Annotated in this window: 18 protein-coding genes; 5 read left to right on the top strand and 13 right to left on the bottom strand. The window is 72.3% G+C overall.

The window, feature by feature from the left end; genetic code table 11:
* Positions 1-67 precede the first annotated feature (67 nt).
* Complete coding sequence (locus tag C1708_RS35685; protein ID WP_106414017.1) at positions 68-202, top strand: hypothetical protein; 135 nt, start codon at positions 68-70, stop codon at positions 200-202.
* Between the two features lie 62 nt (positions 203-264).
* On the opposite strand, the gene C1708_RS20305 is transcribed toward C1708_RS35685, so the two are convergent.
* The 8 genes from C1708_RS20305 to clpS all read right to left on the bottom strand — a co-directional run bounded on the left by C1708_RS20305 (position 265) and on the right by clpS (position 7,039).
* Positions 265-1,215 (bottom strand): PLP-dependent cysteine synthase family protein, encoded by a 951-nt coding sequence (locus C1708_RS20305; protein ID WP_106414016.1) that lies wholly within the window; start codon positions 1,213-1,215, stop codon positions 265-267.
* 5 nt (positions 1,216-1,220) lie between these two features.
* Complete coding sequence (locus C1708_RS20300) at positions 1,221-1,499, bottom strand: MoaD/ThiS family protein (protein WP_106414015.1); 279 nt, start codon at positions 1,497-1,499, stop codon at positions 1,221-1,223.
* An 89-nt stretch (positions 1,500-1,588) separates the two neighbouring features.
* Positions 1,589-1,684, bottom strand: a complete 96-nt coding sequence (locus C1708_RS35845) for a putative leader peptide (RefSeq protein WP_342210902.1) — start codon at positions 1,682-1,684, stop codon at positions 1,589-1,591.
* A 79-nt stretch (positions 1,685-1,763) separates the two neighbouring features.
* Positions 1,764-2,186, bottom strand: a complete 423-nt coding sequence (locus tag C1708_RS20290; protein ID WP_106414013.1) for a M67 family metallopeptidase — start codon at positions 2,184-2,186, stop codon at positions 1,764-1,766.
* 132 nt (positions 2,187-2,318) lie between these two features.
* Positions 2,319-3,737 carry an amino acid permease gene (locus tag C1708_RS20285; protein ID WP_106414012.1) on the bottom strand — a complete coding sequence of 473 codons (1,419 nt, stop codon included), beginning with the start codon at positions 3,735-3,737 and terminating at the stop codon, positions 2,319-2,321.
* Between the two features lie 419 nt (positions 3,738-4,156).
* Positions 4,157-5,695: an alanine/glycine:cation symporter family protein gene (locus tag C1708_RS20280; protein WP_106414011.1), complete on the bottom strand. Its 1,539-nt coding sequence runs from the start codon at positions 5,693-5,695 to the stop codon at positions 4,157-4,159.
* A gap of 355 nt (positions 5,696-6,050) precedes the next feature.
* Positions 6,051-6,653 carry a DUF2017 domain-containing protein gene (locus tag C1708_RS20275; protein ID WP_106416394.1) on the bottom strand — a complete coding sequence of 201 codons (603 nt, stop codon included), beginning with the start codon at positions 6,651-6,653 and terminating at the stop codon, positions 6,051-6,053.
* Between the two features lie 68 nt (positions 6,654-6,721).
* Entirely contained in the window at positions 6,722-7,039 is a 318-nt protein-coding gene (gene clpS, locus C1708_RS20270; RefSeq protein ID WP_006131673.1) for an ATP-dependent Clp protease adapter ClpS, read from the bottom strand.
* 155 nt (positions 7,040-7,194) lie between these two features.
* On the opposite strand from clpS, the gene C1708_RS20265 reads away from it, so the two are divergent.
* Together C1708_RS20265 and C1708_RS20260 are read left to right on the top strand one after the other, a co-directional pair.
* A complete protein-coding gene (locus tag C1708_RS20265; RefSeq protein ID WP_106414010.1) occupies positions 7,195-8,541 on the top strand; it encodes a nicotinate phosphoribosyltransferase in 1,347 nt (448 codons plus the stop codon).
* Positions 8,542-8,652: 111 nt separating this feature from the next.
* Positions 8,653-9,243, top strand: a complete 591-nt coding sequence (locus tag C1708_RS20260) for a nicotinamidase (RefSeq protein ID WP_106414009.1) — start codon at positions 8,653-8,655, stop codon at positions 9,241-9,243.
* Positions 9,244-9,297: 54 nt separating this feature from the next.
* Here the strand turns inward: C1708_RS20260 and C1708_RS20255 are convergent, their stop codons facing one another.
* Both C1708_RS20255 and C1708_RS20250 read right to left on the bottom strand, forming a co-directional pair.
* Positions 9,298-9,627 carry a hypothetical protein gene (locus C1708_RS20255; RefSeq protein WP_106414008.1) on the bottom strand — a complete coding sequence of 110 codons (330 nt, stop codon included), beginning with the start codon at positions 9,625-9,627 and terminating at the stop codon, positions 9,298-9,300.
* A gap of 122 nt (positions 9,628-9,749) precedes the next feature.
* Complete coding sequence (locus C1708_RS20250; protein WP_106414007.1) at positions 9,750-12,107, bottom strand: immune inhibitor A domain-containing protein; 2,358 nt, start codon at positions 12,105-12,107, stop codon at positions 9,750-9,752.
* A 394-nt stretch (positions 12,108-12,501) separates the two neighbouring features.
* On the opposite strand from C1708_RS20250, the gene C1708_RS20245 reads away from it, so the two are divergent.
* Positions 12,502-12,786, top strand: coding sequence for a hypothetical protein (locus C1708_RS20245; protein ID WP_106416393.1), 285 nt, complete (start codon positions 12,502-12,504; stop codon positions 12,784-12,786).
* Between the two features lie 52 nt (positions 12,787-12,838).
* Here the strand turns inward: C1708_RS20245 and C1708_RS20240 are convergent, their stop codons facing one another.
* The 3 genes from C1708_RS20240 to C1708_RS20230 form a co-directional block, all read right to left on the bottom strand.
* Positions 12,839-13,540 carry an RDD family protein gene (locus C1708_RS20240; RefSeq protein ID WP_106414006.1) on the bottom strand — a complete coding sequence of 234 codons (702 nt, stop codon included), beginning with the start codon at positions 13,538-13,540 and terminating at the stop codon, positions 12,839-12,841.
* Between the two features lie 89 nt (positions 13,541-13,629).
* A complete protein-coding gene (locus C1708_RS20235) occupies positions 13,630-15,111 on the bottom strand; it encodes an RDD family protein (protein ID WP_106414005.1) in 1,482 nt (493 codons plus the stop codon).
* A 115-nt stretch (positions 15,112-15,226) separates the two neighbouring features.
* On the bottom strand, positions 15,227-16,642 hold the full coding sequence (locus C1708_RS20230) for an FAD-binding oxidoreductase (RefSeq protein WP_106414004.1): 1,416 nt from the start codon (positions 16,640-16,642) through the stop codon (positions 15,227-15,229).
* A 103-nt stretch (positions 16,643-16,745) separates the two neighbouring features.
* Here C1708_RS20230 and C1708_RS20225 point away from each other — a divergent pair, with 103 nt between their 5' ends.
* Positions 16,746-18,137, top strand: coding sequence for a tetratricopeptide repeat protein (locus C1708_RS20225; RefSeq protein WP_106414003.1), 1,392 nt, complete (start codon positions 16,746-16,748; stop codon positions 18,135-18,137).
* Positions 18,138-18,144 lie beyond the last annotated feature (7 nt).

Below are 18,144 nucleotides of genomic sequence, written 5' to 3'. Positions count from 1 at the left end.
CTGGAAGGCCCGCGTACGGGGGCGGGAGGGGGCGCGTGCCATCGGCTCGCGCCGGTACGGTCCGGGCATGAACACGGCTTGGTGGCTCGCGCTCGCCGCGGTGGTCCTGCTCGCCCTGGTCGCCGCCCTCGTCGACGGCTGGGGGCGGGGCCACCGCCCTCGCGGGCGCCGGCGGCCGGAGCGGGACGAGGAGCCGGAGTGACGGCGCCCGGACACGCGTGAGGGGCCGGGGAGTCCCCGGCCCCTCACGTCGCGCGTGCCGGGCTACGCCCAGAGCTGTCCCTGGAGGGTTTCGATGGCCTCTTCCGTCGTCGCGGCCGTGTAGACGCCCGTCGACAGGTACTTCCAGCCGCCGTCGGCGACGACGAAGACCACGTCGGCGGACTCCCCCGCCTTCCGGGCCTTCTTCGCGACGCCGATCGCCGCGTGCAGGGCGGCGCCGGTGGAGACGCCGGCGAAGATGCCCTCCTGCTGGAGCAGTTCGCGGGTGCGGGTGACCGCGTCGGCGGAGCCGACGGAGAAGCGGGTGGTCAGGACGGAGGCGTCGTACAGCTCGGGCACGAAGCCCTCGTCGAGGTTGCGCAGGCCGTAGACCAGGTCGTCGTAGCGCGGCTCGGCGGCGACGATCTTCACGTCGGGCTTGTGCTCGCGCAGGTAGCGGCCGACGCCCATGAGGGTGCCCGTGGTGCCGAGGCCGGCGACGAAGTGGGTGACCGAGGGGAGGTCGGCGAGGATCTCCGGGCCGGTGGTCGCGTAGTGGGCGCCCGCGTTGTCCGGGTTGCCGTACTGGTAGAGCATCACCCAGTCGGGGTGCTCGGCGGACAGCTCCTTGGCGACGCGCACGGCGGTGTTGGAGCCGCCCGCGGCCGGGGAGGAGATGATCTCCGCGCCCCACATGCCGAGCAGGTCGCGCCGCTCCTGCGAGGTGTTCTCGGGCATCACGCAGACCATGCGGTAGCCCTTGAGCCTGGCGGCCATGGCAAGGGAGATGCCGGTGTTGCCGGAGGTGGGCTCCAGGATGGTGCAGCCCGGGGTGAGACGGCCGTCCTTCTCCGCCTGCTCGATCATGAACAGGGCGGGACGGTCCTTGACGGAGCCCGTCGGGTTGCGGTCCTCCAGCTTGGCCCAGATCCGCACGTCGGCGGACGGCGACAGCCGCGGCAGGCGCACCAGGGGGGTGTTGCCCACCGCGGCCAGCGGGGAGTCGTACCGCATGCGGATCAGGCCGCCCCGCCGGCGACGGCCGGCAGGATCGTCACGTTGTCGCCGTCGCTCAGCTTGGTGCTGATGCCGTCGAGGAAGCGGACGTCCTCGTCGTTGAGGTAGACGTTGACGAAGCGGCGCAGCTGCCCGTCGTCCACGATGCGGTCCTGGATGCCCGCGTGCCGGGTCTCGAGGTCGGCGAAGAGCTCGGCGAGGGTGTCCCCGCTGCCCTCCACCGCCTTCTGACCGTCGGTGTACTGGCGGAGGATGGTGGGGATGCGGACCTCGATGGCCATGGCTGAGGGCTCCTGTCGGAAGGTGTCGTGGGTTCTTCGACGGCGCACGGCGGCGCCGCGGCTCGGGGCCGTACGGCGGCGGCGGAACGTCAACAGATGGCGCTGTTCAGCCTGCACAGGTCGACGTGGAGCCGCGCCACGAGCAGGGTGCCCGGCGCCTTGTCGTCCACGTCGAGGAGAACCATGGGCTCATCGTATCGATTCCCGGTCCGGGATCCCGAGTGTGATCCCAGATCCCGGACCCGAACTGTCCGCCAGGCGAGATCAGTACGCGTCGACGACGCGCACCTCCTCCTCGGTGACCTCGCCCTCCAGGATGCGGAAGGAGCGGAACTGGAACTCGCCCGCGCCGTCGGTGTCGGCGGTGGAGACCAGCACGTAGTGGGCGCCGGGCTCGTTGGCGTAGGTGATGTCGGTGCGGGAGGGGTAGGCCTCGGTCGCGGTGTGCGAGTGGTAGATGACCACCGGCTCCTCGTCGCGGTCGTCCATCTCCCGGTACAGCTTCAGCAGGTCCTGGGAGTCGAACTCGTAGAACGTGGGCGAGCGGGCCGCGTTCAGCATGGGGATGAAGCGCTCGGGGCGGCCGGAGCCCACCGGCCCCGCCACCACGCCGCACGCCTCGTCGGGGTGGTCCTCACGGGCGTGGGCGACGATCCGGTCGTACAGGGCCTGGGTGATGGTCAGCATGGGGCTCAGGATAAGCAGACGGGCCGTTCCGTACCGAGGGGTGGTACGGAACGGCCCGGATGCCGGACGCCTTGAGCGGTGGCGGCGGGGAGTCCACGAGTGCTCCCCGTGCGCCGGCGTCCCGCGGGGTGGTCAGCCGACCTTCTCGAACCGGCTCCCGTCGCGGTCCGCGATCGCCGGGTTGCCCTTCTTCAGCACGGCCCAGCCGATCGCCAGGGCGACGGCCCAGCCGGCCGCGACGTACAGACAGACGCGGGCGTCCGCGTCCGCCGCGATCATGCCGGTGACGCCGATCAGGAAGACCAGGGCGACCCAGCTGAACAGGGCGCCGCCGGGGGCGGGGAAGGAGGAGGCGCGCAGCCGGCCGGCGTCGACGGCGCGGCGGTAGCGGATGTGGCTGACGAGGATCATCATCCAGGTCCAGATGCCGGCCGCGGTGGCGACGGAGGTGACGTAGGCGAACGCCTTCTCGGGGACGACGTAGTTGAGGATCACGCCGATGCCCATGAGGGCCACGGAGACGCCGATGCCGACGGCGGGCGTCTTGCGGGCGTTGAGCCGGGCGAAGGCCTGCGGGGCCTCCTTGTTGGCGGCGAGTCCGCGCAGCATCCGGCCGGTGGAGTACATGCCGGAGTTGCAGGACGACAGGGCCGCGGTGAGCACGACGAAGTTGACGATGCCCGCGGCGAGCGGGATGCCGATCCTGCCGAAGGCGTGCACGAACGGGCTCTCGCCGGCGGAGAACTCGGTCCACTTGACGACGGAGAGGATCACCAGCAGGGCGCCGACGTAGAAGACGATGATGCGCCAGGGCAGGGTGTTGATGGCCTTGGGCAGGGTCTTCTCCGGGTTCTCGGACTCGCCCGCGGTGACGCCGACCAGCTCGACGGCGAGGTAGGCGAACATGACGCCCTGGAGGGTCATCAGGCTGGAGCCGATGCCGTTGGGGAAGAAGCCGTCGTGCGACCAGAGGTTGGAGACGGCGGCGGTGTCGCCGGCGTCGGAGAAGCCGAGGGTGAGCACGCCGAGGCCGATGACGATCATGCCGATGATGGCGGTGACCTTGATCATCGAGAACCAGAACTCGACCTCGCCGAAGATCTTCACGGAGATCAGGTTCACGCCGAACAGCACGACGAGGAAGACCAGGGCGCTGACCCACTGCGGGATCTCGGGGAACCAGAAGTGGATGTAGATGGCGGCGGCCGTCAGTTCGGCCATGCCGGTGACCACCCACATGAGCCAGTACGTCCAGCCGGTGACGAACCCGAAGAACGGGCCGAGGAACTCCCGGGCGTACTCGGCGAAGGAGCCGGAGACGGGCCGGTAGAGGAGCAGTTCGCCCAGGGCCCGCATGATGAAGAAGATGACCACGCCGGCGAGGGCGTACATGAGGACGATGCTGGGGCCGGCCTTGGCGATGTTCGCCCCGGCGCCCATGAACAGGCCGACGCCGATGGCGCCGCCGATCGCGATCATCTGGACCTGGCGGCTTCCGAGTCCGCGCTCGTAGCCCTCTTCAGGGGCTTCGGTGACCTTCGCAGAGGTCATGTGTCGTGCGCCTTTCTCCATGCCGACCCGGGCCGTTCACCGGCCGCGGATCGGGTTCCGATCCCCCCGGACTGCTGGAGCCGTGCGGGCGCGCGGGCCCGCTCGTGCCTGGCCGGCGGTGACCGGCTCGGTGGCGCACCCGGCCGAACGTTCGGGTGGCGTTCGCCGGGCGGTCGTGAAGGTTTATCACGGAGGGCGGCGCGGCTTCTCGGGCTCGATGTGACGCAGCGCACGAGTAAAGGGGGACAAATGCGACCTGGCAACGGAAAGACGGTGTCACGTTTGACGATTTCGTTATGCGGATTTGGGACACCGTTGAGCGAACACCTTTACACGCGTCGCAGGTGGGACGGGAAACGGGAGGGGCCCGTCCGCACCGGCGACCGGTGTGGACGGGCCCCTGGGCCGGGAGAGGGCGCTCAGGGCGCCTGGGCCGGCTCCGGCTCCGAGGGACCGGCGCCCGGCTCCGACGCCCCCGAGCGGCGGTCGCGGACGTAGGCGAGGAAGGAGTCCAGTTCGCGCTTGACCACGGGGGCCAGCAGGTAGAGACCGATGATGTTGAACACCGACAGCAGGAACAGCGCCGAGTCGGCCAGGCTGATCAGCGAGTCGAGGGAGAGCAGCGAGCCCGCGACCACGAAGACGCTCCACACCGCCTTGAAGACGGTCTCGCTGGTCTTGCTGCGGCCGAAGAGGTACGCCCACGCCTTCAGGCCGTAGTAGCCCCAGGTGAGGATCGTGGAGAAGGCGAACAGCAGCACCGCGACGGTGAGCAGGTTCGGGAACCAGGGCAGCACGGTCTCGAAGGCGTCGGAGGTGATGGTGACACCGCCGATGCTCTCGCCCTCGCGGGCCGCGTCCCAGCTGGCGGGCGCGGCGATCACGATGGTCAGCGCGGTCATGGTGCAGATGACGACCGTGTCGATGAACGGCTCCAGCAGGGCGACCAGGCCCTCGCTCGCGGGGTGCCTGGTCTTCACCGCGGAGTGGGCGATCGGCGCGGAGCCCAGACCGGCCTCGTTGGAGAAGGCGGCGCGCTGGAAACCGACGATCAGGGCGCCGATGACACCGCCCGCGACGCCCTCGGCCTCGAAGGCGCCCTGGAAGACCTCGCCGATCGCGCCGGGCACGGCGGTGACGTTGGTGAGGATGACGATCAGACACGCCACCACGTACATGATCGCCATGGCCGGGACCAGGCGGCTGGTCACCGAGGCGATGGAGCGGATGCCGCCGAGCAGCACCAGGCCCACGAGGGCGGCGACCACGAGACCGAACAGCACGGCGCCCGCGGAGGAGGCCAGGAAGCCGTCCTCGCCCCCGAAGGTGGAGGAGATCTGCGCGTAGCTCTGGTTGGTCTGGAAGAGGTTGCCGCCGAACAGACCGAAGAACAGGATCATCACGGAGGCGAGGACCGCGAGCACCTTGCCGAGCTTGGCGCCGCCGCGGCCGAAGCGGTCGGCGAGGCCCTTGGGCAGGTAGTGCATCGGACCGCCGGAGACGGTGCCGTCGGGGTGCTCCTCGCGGTACTTCACACCGAGGGTGACCTCGACGAACTTGGTGGCCATGCCGAGCAGGCCGCAGAGGATCATCCAGAAGGTGGCGCCGGGTCCGCCGATGGAGACGGCGACGGCCACACCGGCGATGTTGCCGAGGCCGACGGTGCCGGAGACGGCGGCGGTCAGCGCCTGGAAGTGGTTCACCTCGCCGGGTGAGCCCTTCTCGTCGTAGCGGCCGCGCACGACGTCGAAGGCGAGTTTGAGCTTGCGGGCCTGGACGAGCCCGAACCAGACGGTGAAGACCAGGCCGGCGATCACCAGCCAGGCGACGATCAGGGGGAGGTCGGTCCCGGCGACGGGAACGGTGTAGAAGACGATGTCGCCGACCGTGGTCGCGACAGGGTCGAAGAAATCGCTGACGGCGTCGTCAATGGTCGTGGTGATGGAGTCGAGTGACATCGAACTTCCTCGGTGACGCGGGGACGTTCTGGCGTGTGCGGAGCGCGGGCGGCTCGGGGGTGGCCCACGTCCGGTCCGGCGGACGGCGGTAGGCGGAGGGCCCCTGGGCGGGGGCGCGTCCGTGTCGGGCAGGCGTACACACCGGCTGGGACCGGCTTCCGAGCTCACCACCGCGTCGGCGGCGCAAGCGGGTTGCCGATTCTTACCATGCTCCTACCGGCCCACAAGTGACCCAGGTCACAAAAAAACGCCCCTGCGGCGCGAATCCGCAGGGGTAGTGACACGATCGTTATTCGGACTTGAGGTTCATCTGAGCGAACACATCACGGCATTTTCCGGACGGTTCAGGACACCTTCAGGGCATGAGTGTCGAGACGAGCGTCTCCTGGAGACCGCCCAGCCAGAGGTACGCCATCACCATCGGCTTGCGCGGGTCCTCGTCCGGGAGGCGGAACAGCAGATCGCCGTCGTCCTCGTCGGTGATCTCCAGCCGGGCCCCGATCGCCAGGCGCAGGTCGTTCAGCGCGCCGAGCCACCGCCGGGACTCCTCCGGCGACAGCTCGAGCACCCCGCCGCCCCCGCCGGCCGACCTGAGTCCGTCCAGGGAGCGGATGACCGCCAGCGCGTTGTCCCGCTTGCCGGCCCGCAGGTCGTTCTCCGTGTAACGGCGGAACTCGGCGGAGTACGCCCGCTGCTTCTCGGCCTCCGCCGCCCGCGGGGCGCCCTCGGGGTCGACGTAGGCGTCCGGGAAGAGGCGGCGCAGCACCGGGTCGGAGGGCGGCTCGCTGGGGCCCTCGGCGAAGAGCTCCGCGAGCGGGTCGCCGCCGGGCTCCTCGGCCGGTCCGGGGCCGATGATCTCCATGAGCTGCACGGCCAGCGAGCGGATGATGGAGATCTCGACGTCGTCGAGGGCGACGGCCGCGCCGCCGCCGGGGAGCGGTTCGAAGTGTCCTGGCATGGGGGCGATTCGCTGCTTCCGGTCCTGCGGGCGGGGTCGGGCCACGTCCGGTGCGGTCATGTCCGGCTTCACTTCCGGTCGTGCTGGAGGGTGGCCCACAGGCCGTAGCCGTGCATGGCCTGGACGTCGCGCTCCATCTCCTCGCGGGTGCCGCTGGAGACGACGGCCCGGCCCTTGTGGTGGACGTCGAGCATGAGCTTGGTGGCCTTGTCCTTGGAGTAGCCGAAGTACGTCTGGAAGACGTACGTCACGTAGCTCATGAGGTTGACCGGGTCGTTGTGGACGATCGTGACCCACGGGACGTCGGGCTCGGGTACGGCGAAGACCTCCTCCGCCGACTCGGTGCGTTCGATCTCCAGGGGTGCGGGTGACGTCACACTGCCCATGCTGCCACCGGTGGGGGGTGGTCGCACAAACCGGCCCGCTGAAGAGCCGCCCGGGGTGGTCCGCGGGCCGCCCGGGAAGCGCCGTGGAGGCGGCCGGGAGCCGACCCGGAGAACTTAAATCGTCAGAGTGACGAAATGGGGGTACCATCCTCGCCATGGACACAGCGGACCTTGGGTTGCCGGTGAATGTTCCGTCCACGGCGCTCTTCACCGACCAGTACGAACTGACGATGCTGCAAGCGGCGCTGAAGGCCGGCACGGCCGGGCGGCGCAGCGTGTTCGAGGTCTTCACCCGGCGCCTGCCGAACGGCCGCCGCTACGGCGTCGTGGCGGGCACCGGACGGGTCCTCGACGCGGTGGAGAACTTCCGCTTCGACGAGGGCGTGCTGCGCTTCCTGCGCGAGAAGGCCGTCGTCGACGAGGAGACCCTGGACTGGCTGGCCGGCTACCGCTTCTCCGGCGACATCTGGGGCTACCCCGAGGGCGAGGTCTACTTCCCCGGCTCGCCCGTCATGCGGGTGGAGGGCAGCTTCGCCGAGTGCGTGCTGCTGGAGACGGTGATCCTGTCGATCCTCAACCACGACTCGGCCATCGCCGCCGCGGCCTCCCGGATGTCGTCCGCCGCAGGCGACCGGCCGCTGATCGAGATGGGCGCCCGCCGCACCCACGAGCTGGCCGCCGTCGCCGCCTCCCGCGCCGCCTACATCGGCGGCTTCTCCTCCACCTCCGACCTGGCGGCCGGGTTCCGCTACAACATCCCCACCGTCGGCACCTCCGCCCACGCCTTCACCCTGCTGCACGACAGCGAGCGGGACGCCTTCCGCGCCCAGGTGGACTCCCTCGGCGCGGGCACCACGCTGCTGGTGGACACCTACGACGTGACCGAGGCGGTCCGCGCGGCCGTCGAGGTCGCCGGGCCCGGACTGGGCGCGGTGCGCGTCGACTCCGGCGACCTGCTGCTGGTGGCGCACCGGGTGCGGCAGCAGCTCGACGAGCTGGGCGCCCGCGACACGAAGATCGTCGTGACCTCGGACCTGGACGAGTACGCCATCGCCTCGCTGGCCGCGGCGCCGGTGGACGCGTACGGGGTGGGCACACAGCTCGTGACCGGCTCCGGGCACCCGACCGCGTCCATGGTCTACAAACTGGTCGCGCGCGCCGAGTCCGCCGATCCGGGGGCGCCGCTGGTGCCGGTGGCGAAGAAGTCCACCGGCGGCAAGGCCTCCGTGGGCGGCCGCAAGTGGGCCGCGCGGCGGCTGGACGCGGACGGGATCGCCGAGGCCGAGGTGATCGGCACCGGCGAGGTCCCGCCCGAGCTGGCCGAACGGCAGCTGCTGGTGCCGCTCGTCCGGGACGGCGAGGTGATCGCCCGCGAGCCGCTGGACGTGGTCCGCGACCGGCACGCCGCCGCCCGCGCCGGTCTCCCGCTGTCCGCGACGCAGCTCTCGCGCGGGGAACCCGTCCTTCCGACGGAGTACGCGCACGGGCCGTCGGGTAGCTAGAGGCAAGCCGACGGCGCGCGTCCCCCGTCCGCGTCACCCCCGTCCACGGGGCCGGAGGTCCACCCGCCCGGCCCCCTGACCCATCCGTCCCAGAGCCGAAGGACACCGACCATGCGCCGCGCACTGATCGTCGTAGACGTGCAGAACGACTTCTGCGAGGGGGGCAGCCTCGCCGTCACCGGCGGCGCCGGCGTGGCCGCCGCCGTGACCGAGCTGATCGGCCAGGCCGCCCCGGCCGGGTATCGGCACGTGGTCGCCACCCGGGACCACCACGTCGACCCCGGCGACCACTTCTCCGGCCGTCCCGACTTCGTCCGCTCCTGGCCCGCCCACTGCGTGGCCGGCACCGAGGGCGTCGGCTTCCACCCGAACTTCGCGCCCGCGGTCGCCTCCGGTGCGGTCGACGCCGTCTTCGACAAGGGGGCGTACACGGCCGCCTACAGCGGTTTCGAGGGCGCCGACGAGAACGGCACGCCGCTCGCGCGGTGGCTGCGGGAGCGGGAGGTCGACGAGGTGGACGTGGTGGGCATCGCCACGGACCACTGCGTGCGGGCCACCGCGCTGGACGCGGTGCGGGAGGGCTTCCGCACCCAGGTGCTGCTCGACCTCACCGCGGGGGTGTCCCGGGAGACGACCGAGCGGGCGCTGGAGGAGCTGCGGCAGGCGGGCGTGGAGCTGTCCGGCAAGCCGGTCGTGCGGTGAGCCGCGCCCGCGGGTGACGCCCGCCTGACCCGCGCCGGGACGCCCCGGTGCGGGTCAGGCGGGAGCGGCCGGACGTCCGAGCAGCGCCCGGATCGGGTGCCAGAGCTCCACCTGGAGCGCTCCCCCGGCGGGCGCCGTGCGCCATATCAGGCCGTCGGGATGGTGCAGGACCGCGGTGATCTCGTCGGGCGTGGGCGGCGCGGTGTTCCCGCGCAGGTAGACGGCGCGCAGGCCCAGGTTGCGCAGCCTGGTCAGGGCGCGCGCCCGGTTCTGGGCGTGGACCAGCACCCGTACCCCGGCCGGGGCGTCGGCGCCGGGACTGGGCAGGTTCAGCGCCACCACCACCGTGCCGTTCGGCAGCTTGCAGAAACCTCCTGCGGCCATGCGGTCATACCCCCGTGTCGCCAGGTGTCAATAAGAGAGCCACAGGAGGCACCTAAACACGGATCGGCGGCGACCCGCCAGGGGGTCACCGCCGATCACGCTCTGACCTGCGAGAACGCTATTTACCTGCCCGCAGGGCCCACCTCGAGCTCGATCGTGGAGCCGTCCCTGGCCTCCTTGGTGATCTTGATCTTGGTGTTGGTGTCAGTGACCTGGACGCTGCCGGTCGGGTTCGCCGGGTCCCAGTAGGTGTTCTTGCGGTCGTTGAAGACCGACACACCCTTCGAGGACGGGATGTACGTGGCGACGTCCGCCTTGTGCAGCGTGATGGCGTCGGTGCGGAACGTGCTGAACGTGGCGTCGTAGGTCTGGATGCGGTTGCGCATCAGCGTGCCGTCGGACCACTTCAGCGCGGTCGGGTGGGAGTCGACCGGGAGGATCAGCCCCTGGCCCGGGTGCTGGCTGGTGTTGTTGTCCGCCTGGGAGGTGTCCCACTTCCAGATCAGCAGGCCGTTCTGGTACGCGTAGTGCTCGACCCAGTCCGGGCGGGCCGTGAAGCCGAAGTTGTACGGGCCGACCTTCAGGGTCCTGTCGTACGACACGTACTGCCGGTTCTCGGCGATGTAGTACTGCTCGTAGTCCTTGGTGAAGGACGCGCCGATGCGGGAGAAGCCGGTCGCCTTCCAGGCGTCGTCGGCGGTCTCGGCGTTGTCGGAGAACACCGTCTCGCCGTCCGCGGTCACCGCGATCGCGTCGGCCGTGAAGCCCTTCTGGGCCACGCCGCCGTCGGTCTGGTAGCGGAAGCGCAGGTCGATCTTCTGGCCGGCGTAGGCGTCGAGGCTGTACGCGAACCTCTGGTAGCCGTCGAGCGTGCCGTGCAGGGCGGGCTTGTCGCTGCCGTCGCGCGGGATCTGCCGGCCGTCCACCGTGCCGTCGACGGCGGTCCAGTTGGCGCCCCCGTCGGTCGACACCTCGGTGTAGAGGAAGTCGTAGTTGGCCTCGATGTCGTACCAGCCGTCGAAGGTGAGCTCGGCGGAGGTCCTGCCGGTCAGGTCGACCGTGCGGCTCAGGGTGTTCCTGAGGTCGTCACCGCTGCCGCTCCACCACTGGTTCCGCCCCTCGGACGGCTCGATGACCTCGGTGGTGACGGCCTTCTTCGGCAGCGTCACGACCAGGGCCTGCTTGTGCTTGGTGTTGTACTCGGCGAGGCCCAGCTTGTGCCAGGAGCTGACCCCGGCCTTGGCCGTGTCGTAGTTCAGCCAGCCCAGCTGCAGCTTGTCCCAGGCGGTCATGTCGCCGGGCAGGTCGCCGATCTCCTTCTTGCCCGTGCCGAGCCAGGAGCCGGACGACATCAGCGTCCAGAAGCCGGTGGAGTTCTCGCCGCCCGCGGTGTCGTAGAGGTCCGGCAGACCGAGGTCGTGGCCGTACTCGTGGGCGAAGACGCCGAGTCCGCCGTTCTCCGGCTGGATGGTGTAGTCGCCGACCCAGATGCCGGTGTCGCCGATCTTCGCGCCGCCGAGCTTGTTGAACTCGGGGCCGGTGGCGCCGGCGTCGGTGCCGAAGGCGTACCAGCGGTGGGCCCAGATCGCGTCCTCGCCCTGGGCGCCGCCGCCGGCGGACTCGTCCTCGCCGGCGTGCACGATCTGGAAGTGGTCGATGTAGCCGTCGGGCTCGTTGAAGTCGCCGTCGCCGTCGTGGTCGTAGCGGTCCCACTCGTCGTAGCGGGCGACCTGGGCCTTGATCTGGGCGTCGGTGCGGCCGGCCGCCCTCTGCTGCTCGACCCAGGCGTCCAGGCCGTCGCTGACCACGTTCCAGACGCTGGAGCAGGTGCTGTCGCCGCAGTAGTTGGAGCCGTAACGGGCCTCGTTGTACGGCACCTTGACCCAGTCGGAGACCTCGCCCTCGACCGAGTAGCGGCCCGAGGACTGCTTCTCGAAGTAGGTCTTGACCGAGTCGACGCCCTTGCCGGACCCGAAGTACAGGTCCTCGAAGTGCTGCTGGTCGTAGTCCTCCTGCCAGGCCGTGGAGTTGTCGACCTTGCGGTCCGGCTTGGCGATCTGGTTGTGCAGCGGGCCGGGGGTGCCGCCGTAACGGCTGTCGATCTTGTCGCCGAACTCGACCAGGATGGTGAAGATCTTGTCGGTCTTCTCCCGGCCCAGCTCGACGTACTTGGTGTCGCCCTTCTTGCTCTTCAGCCCGACGACCTTCGAGCCGTCGCGGTTCTTGACCGACGCCTTGCCGGACAGCACCTGGTTCAGGGCTTCTTCCCGCTGGGCCGCCTGCGTCTTGGAGAGCGGGCCCTCGAGGTCGTGGTCGACGTGGTGGTGCGACGCCGGGTCCTGCCGGTCCACGGCGCTCGGGCTCCCGGCCCGGTCGGCCGTGTCGGCCTGGGCCGTGGTGAACGCAGAGCAGGTGGCGGTGGCCGCCGCGAGGGCCACGCCTATCGCGGCCGCTCTGAACGTCCAGGGTCTACTGGTCACTTGAGATCCCCTCCCGCGTGCGTGCGCGCGGACGAAGGAGGTTCCGTCCGGGAAGGTCCCGCGCGCACGTGATCAACGCGTGTAGTCAAGTGACGTCATTGGACTAGAGGTTCGTCAGAAAAAACAGACCTTGACTTGAACAGGTCAAACGCGTTATGCGGAGCGGCGGTTCGCATTGCGGACACTTCCGCGCGAAAACCCGGCGGGCGCGCCGTCCCGGCCCCGTGTGGGGCGTCATGAATCCGTGCGCCCCCTGTGCACCGGCCCTGTCGGTCAGGTCACGCTTACCGTCCGTTCCCCTCGGGCACGCTCGCGGATAGAGTCGCTTGGCGGAACGCCCTTGAGCGGGTGAAAGCCAGGCCGACAGCCCCCGACTTCCGAGGACACGATGGCCATGCCCCGTCCGACTGTCGCTCAGTTCGTCTACGGCTCGTGCGCCGTGATCCTGTCGACCCTCGCCCTGCTCCTGCTGTCCGGGACGAGCTCCGGCGCGGGCATCGCGGCGGTCGCCGTCGTGGCGCTCGCCCTGGGACTCGTGGTGGCCGTACGCGTACCGCTCCCCGGGTCCCGGCGGCCCGCCCCGGCCCGGCCCGCGACGCCGCTCCCGGTACGGGCCACGCTGCCGTCGCCGTCCCGTGAGCAGGTCCGCGAGCCGGTCCACGAGCGGGCGGCGTCCTGACGGCCCCGTCCGGCTGCCGTACGGCGATCCCCGGCCGCGTGGCGGCCGTGCCTCACCGGTCGGTGACCACGACGGTCCTGGCCGCCTTGTCGTGCAGGCCCTGCTTGTAGGGACGGTCGAAGAAGCTCCAGCCGCCCGCGATCGCGGTCCACACACAGGCGCAGCAGAAGGCGAACGGCAGCCACAGCACGGCCGCGCGGATCAGCGCGGTCTGCACCGAGGGGTTGGAGCCGTCGGCGAGTTCGGCCACCCGCATGCCCAGCCACTTCTTGCCGAGGGTGCGGCCGAAGCGGACGGTCATGAAGGTGTCGTACGCGATGTAGAGGGCCGCGGCGATGACCGACTGGGCGAACCCGTTGCCGACGTTGACCCGGTCGCCGTCGAAGTTGTACTCGCTGACCCCGACGGGCCAGGTGAGCAGCCAGACGACGATGCCGACGAGGATCATGTCGATGATGCGGGCGAGCGTGCGCCGGGCGCTGTCGGCGAGCGGGGGCATCCCGGCCGGCGGACCGTCCGGCCCGCCGCCGTACGGCCCGCCGCCGGGGCCGTAGGGCCCGCCCGCTCCCCCGCCGCCGTAGGGGCCGCCGCCTCCGTACGGCCCGCCGCCGCCCTGTCCGGGCGGGGGCGTGCCGCCGGGGGTGTCGTACGGGGAGCCGGAGCCCGGACCGGGGGAGCCCGGCGGGGGCTGTTTTCTGAACGGGTCCTCGTCCGGCGGCTGCTGACCGGATCCGGGGGGCGGTTCGGTGGTCATGTCCCCGAGTCGATCCCGAACCCCGCGGCCCCGCATCCGGCGCGCCGCCGTCCGGAGTACCGGACGCCGGCCGCCGAGCCGACGTGCCGTCAGGCGGCGGCGACGAAGGTGTGCGCGGCCTTGTCGTGCCAGCACTGGCGCCACGGCTTGTCGAACAGGCACCACAGCACGCCGACGACCCCGACCACGAGCAGTCCGGGCACGCTGTAGACCAGCCAGCGCCGCAGGGCCGCGCCGAACTCCGGCGACTCGTGCGCCTCGATGTCCCGCACCTCGATGCCCATCAGCCGCTTGCCCAGCGTACGGCCCCACTTGACGGTGGGCAGCACCTCGAGGAGCACCCCGCCGAGCAGCAGGACGGCGAGGACGACGCCGAGGTGGACCGAGGTGGTGCCGTCGATCAGCCACACCGTGACGGTCCGCCCGGACAGCCTGGCCGCCTCGATCTTCGCGTCGATGTGGTCCAGGGCCTTCGCGCCGAGGGGCACGGCGGCCGCGGCGGTGACGGCGCCGAGGACGACCGTGTCGAGCAGCCGGGCGGCCAGCCGCCGGCCGAGGGCGGCGGGGCGGGCCGCGGCCTGGCGGCGGGCGGCGGCCTGGAACGGGTCGTCGGCCGGCGGCTTCCAGGGGGCGACCGGCGGCTCCTGGGCAGCGCCCGCGAGCCGGTGCACCTGCTGCGGCCAGGAGGGCTGCCCGCCGCCGGGACCGGACGTCAACGGCGCCGGGGACACCGGGGCCGCCGAAGCCGCCGGGGACACCGGGAACACCGGGGCCGCCGGGGACACCGGGGACACCGGGGCCGCCGGGGCGGGCGCGGCCGGGGCGGCGGACGCGGGTCCGGTGGTCTGCGGGGGCACGCCGGGCGCGGTGGCCTGCTGCGGGCCGGACGGCGCCGCGGCGGGCGCGGGCGCCGACGCGGCGGCGCGCTCGGCCGCGGCCTTCCCGGCGGTGAAGCCGGGCCGCCCGGCGCCGCCCGCGTTCGTCTCCCCGGCGCGCGGGGAGACCGCGCGGAAGGTCATCGTGCCCTCGTCAGGGGACTCCGCCGCGCCCCCGGCCGGGGCCGGCTGCTGCGAGGGGGCCGCCGTCGGCTTGCGGAACACGAACGTCCCGTCCGCCCGCGGGGCGTCCGAGGCGGCAGCCGAGTCGCTCCGTCCCGCCGCCGGGGTGTGCGGCACCCGCGGGTCGGCGCCGGCGCCCCAGGAGACCTTGCGGTCCCGGTCGCCCCCGAAGCCGGACTGCCGGGAGCGGTCGGCGCCCCACGCCGAGGCGGGCTCGGGCCGGCTGCCGTGCTGCGCCTCGGCCGGGGACGGCGCCGGGGACGGGTCCGCCGGGGCGGGCGCGTCGTCCGGGTCCTCGTCGAAGAAGTGCGGGCCGGTCTCCTCCACGGACGGGCGGGCCGAGGCGGCGCCGGGCGGCGGGGCGAGCGACTCGCCGTCGGCGGGCGCCGGACGGCTGGTGCCCGGCACCCAGGAGGCGCCGTTCCAGTACCGGACGTATCCGGGAATGGAGGGGTCCGGGTAGTACCCCTCGCGGGGCCTGTCGTCTCCGGGTGCCGGGGTTGGGGCGCTCATGTCCGTCGTCCCGTATCTGCTCGAGGGATGGGTCGGGGGCCACCACATCTATCAGACGGGCGGGGACCGGACGGGCCGTCCGACCGGAGCCCACCCCTTTCGGGCGCCTTCTGGTTCAGAAGAGCTTGCCCGGGTTCAGAATGTTCAGCGGATCGAAGGCCTGTTTCACGGCCCGCTGCATCTCCATGCTCACGGGACCGGCCTCCCGCGCCAGCCACTCCTTCTTCAGCACGCCGACGCCGTGCTCGCCGGTGATGGTGCCGCCGAGGTCGAGGCCGAGCGCCATGATCTCGTCGAAGGACTCGCGGGCCCGCCGGGACTCGTCCGGGTCGGAGGCGTCGAAGCAGACCGTCGGGTGGGTGTTGCCGTCGCCGGCGTGGGCCACGACGCCGATGGTCAGTCCGTGCTTCTCGGAGATCCGTTCGACGCCCTCGATCAGCTCGCCGAGCCGGGACCGGGGCACGCACACGTCGTCGATCATCGTGGCGCCCTTGACCGCCTCCAGCGCGACCAGGGACATCCGGCGGGCCTGGAGCAGCATCTCCGACTCGGCGGCGTCCTCGGCGGGGACGACCTGGGTGGCCCCGGCCTCCTCGCACAGCGCGCCGAGCGCGGCGAGGTCGACGGCGGGGTCGGGGGTGTCGAACGCGGCGAGCAGCAGCGCCTCGGTGGACTCCGGCAGGCCCATGCGGGCCATGTCGTTGACCGCCTTGACCGTGGTGCGGTCCATCAGTTCGAGGAGGGACGGGACGTGGCCGCCCGCCATGATGCGGCAGACCGCGTCGCTCGCGGCGGCCCCGGAGGCGAACTCGGCGGCCAGCACCAGTTGCTCCGGCGGCTTGGGCCGCAGCGCGAGGACCGCGCGGACGACGATGCCGAGAGACCCCTCGGAGCCGACGAACAGCCGGGTGAGGTCGTAGCCGGCGACGCCCTTGACGGTACGGCGGCCGGTGGTCAGCAGCCGGCCGTCGGCGAGGACGACGTCCAGGCCGAGGACGTACTCGGCGGTCACGCCGTACTTGACGCAGCACAGGCCGCCCGAGGCGGTGCCGATGTTGCCGCCGATCGTGCACATCTCCCAGCTGGAGGGGTCCGGCGGGTAGGCGAGGCCGTGCTCGGCGACCGCGCGGGAGAGCGTGGCGTTGACGACGCCCGGCTCGACGACCGCGATCCGGTCGACCGGGTCGATCTCCAGGATGCGGTCCATCCTGGTCAGCGAGAGCACGACGCAGCCGTCGGTGGCGTTGGCGGCGCCGGACAGGCCGGTGCGGGCGCCCTGCGGCACGACCGGGACCCGGAGCTCGGTGGCGGTGCGCATGACGTGCTGGACCTGCTCGACCGTGCGGGGCAGCACCACCGCCGCGGGGCTGCCGGCCGGGCAGAAGCTCGCCATGTCGTGGGCGTAGGAGGCCGTGACGTCCGGGTCGGTGAGGACGGCCTCCGCGGGCAGGCCGCCGAGCAGCCGGTCGACGAGAGGTCCGGCCGCCACCGTGTCTTCATCGCGTCGCGCTTCGATACGGCTCACGATCACAGCGTCGCACCCGGGGCCATCGGTGTGAACCCCGCGAGGCCGGCCGCACCCCCTCGGAGTGTGATGATCATACGTAAGTGGGGGGTGACGCACAGTGTGCGCCATGGACGACACGTCACGTGCGCGCCGGCGGCGGCCGCGCCGCGCTCTGCTCGCCTCGGCCGCCGGGGGCGCCGCGCTGGGCGGGGTGCTGGTGACGCTGCCGTGGGGCGCGCAGGCGCCCCCGGCGCCCACCCCGCAGGAGCGCGCCCTGGCCGCCGTGACCAGTGGCGTCCCCGCCGCGCTGCCCGACCTGAAGGCGCTGGCCGCCGACCGCGAGCGGCATCTGCGCGCGCACCCGCGGGACGCGCGCGCCTGGGCCGAGCTGGGCGCGGCCCGGGTGGAACTGGGGCTGCGGCTGGCCGACCCGCGGTACTGGCCGCGGGCCGAACAGGCGCTGCGCGCCTCGCTGAAGGTGCGCAAGGACAACGTCCCCGCGCTGCGGGCGATGGCCGTGCTGTCGAACGCCCGCCGTGACCACCCGGGCGCCCGCGCGTGGGGCGAGGCGGCGCGGAAGCTGGAGCCGGAGCGGTGGACGACGTACCCGCCGCTGATCGAGGCGTCCGCCGGGCTCGGCGACGACGAGGAGACCGGCCGGCTGCTGGAGAAGCTCGTGGCGCTGCGCTCGGGGCCCGCGGTGATGGCGCGGGCCGCGGCCGTGTACCGGGACCGGGGCTGGCGGGAGGACGCGGCGGCCAAGCTCGCGGACGCCGCGTCGGCCGCCGGGGAACCGGCGGAGCGCGCCGCCTACCTGGAGCGGGCCGGGCAGCTCGCCTGGGAGCGCGGCGACCGGGAGGACGCGCTGCGCCACTTCCGGGAGGCGATGCGCACCGACCCCGGCCGGCGGGCGGCGCGGGCCGGGCAGGGCAGGGTGCTGGCGGCGCTGGGCCGCACCACGGAGGCGCTGGGCGCGTACCGGACGGCGCTGGCGGGGCACCCGCGGCCGGAGTACGCCCTCGAACTGGGCGAACTGTACGAGTCGCTGGGGAGGAGATCGGCCGCCGGGGCGCAGTACGCGCTGCTGCGGGAGCGGGTCCGGCTGGCCGCGGCGCACGGCGCGGACGAGGAGCTGGTGCTGGGCCGCTTCGAGGCCGACCACGGGGACCCGCAGGCGGCGGTGCGGCGGCTGCGGGCGGAGTGGGAGCGGCAGCCGTCGACGGAGGTGGCGGACGCGCTGGGCTGGGCGCTGCACCGGGCCGGGGAGCACGAGGAGGCGCTGCCGTTCGCGGTGCGGGCGACGGAGGGCACGAAGGGCGGCGGGGTGCGCAGCGCGCTGTTCGCCTATCACCGGGGGGCGGTCGAGCGCTCCCTGGGGCGGTACGGGGCGGCGCGCCGCCATCTGACGGAGGCGCTGCGGATCAACCCCTGGTTCTCGCCGCTGCACGCGCCGCGCGCGAAGGAGGCGCTGGCCCGCCTGGGTGAGCCGTCCGTCCAGGCGGGCCCGCGCTCCTCCTGAGGGCGTG

Origin of the sequence: Streptomyces sp. DH-12, assembly GCF_002899455.1 — a bacterium.
Lineage (GTDB): Bacteria > Actinomycetota > Actinomycetes > Streptomycetales > Streptomycetaceae > Streptomyces.
The sequence above is the reverse complement of the archived record's forward strand: the minus strand, read 5'-3'. Positions and strand labels throughout refer to the sequence as shown.